General features: G+C 60.3%; 1 protein-coding gene. It reads right to left on the bottom strand.

Annotation, left to right across the window (positions count from 1 at the left end):
• Window positions 1-153 precede the first annotated feature (153 nt).
• A partial coding sequence (locus AC5RWX_RS34075) for a hypothetical protein (protein ID WP_494100542.1) occupies window positions 154-633 on the bottom strand: 480 nt, incomplete at its 5' end.

Raw genomic sequence — 633 nt, 5'->3', positions numbered from 1 at the left:
ATAGCCGTCTGGGAAAGCACCAAGGCCTGCGGGGCGACGCACGCTGCCCCGGATGCCAGGCAGAGGTGGAGCATGCGCCAGTAGCCCTTACCCTCGGAATTAAGCTGATTGATGGGTGAGCTCCGCCGCTGCCGAGCGCGAAGTTGAAGAAACTTAGGCGCAGCCAGGTTCGCCATTGGCTGAGCCCATGAGCGCAGACAAGGTCCTTGCCGCGGTAGGCATCAAGAAGACCTCCACGGGCTTGATCTGGCCCGCAATCTCAAGGGTGAGGGTGAAGCCCTCAGACCCAACGCTCGGACGGGCCGACCAGTTCTGCAGGACTGGCGCCAAGTCCTGCCCCATGAGGACATTGCGCCCTTCCATGTCCCAGGGGGAACCGCCCTCCATCAGCGCCTTGTGCTTGGCGCAGACGAAGGCCTCGTGATAACCAGAAACCGCATTTTGACTGCCCGCCATGAAGGCGGTGCCGGGATTCATACACCGGAGGACTGAGCAATTGAACATGCTGTTGACGATATTGAGTGCAGGCTGGGAGAACCCTGTACGGGAAATCTTGTTGTTTCCTAGTCTCCAAGGTTGAAGCACCGGCACTTCGGCTGGGTCCACGGGTGCCTGGTGAATTCGAAGCCCGAG

The sequence above is a fragment of the Arthrobacter sp. SPT-J7 genome (assembly GCF_059089965.1).
This window is presented reverse-complemented; position numbering and strand designations above follow the sequence as displayed.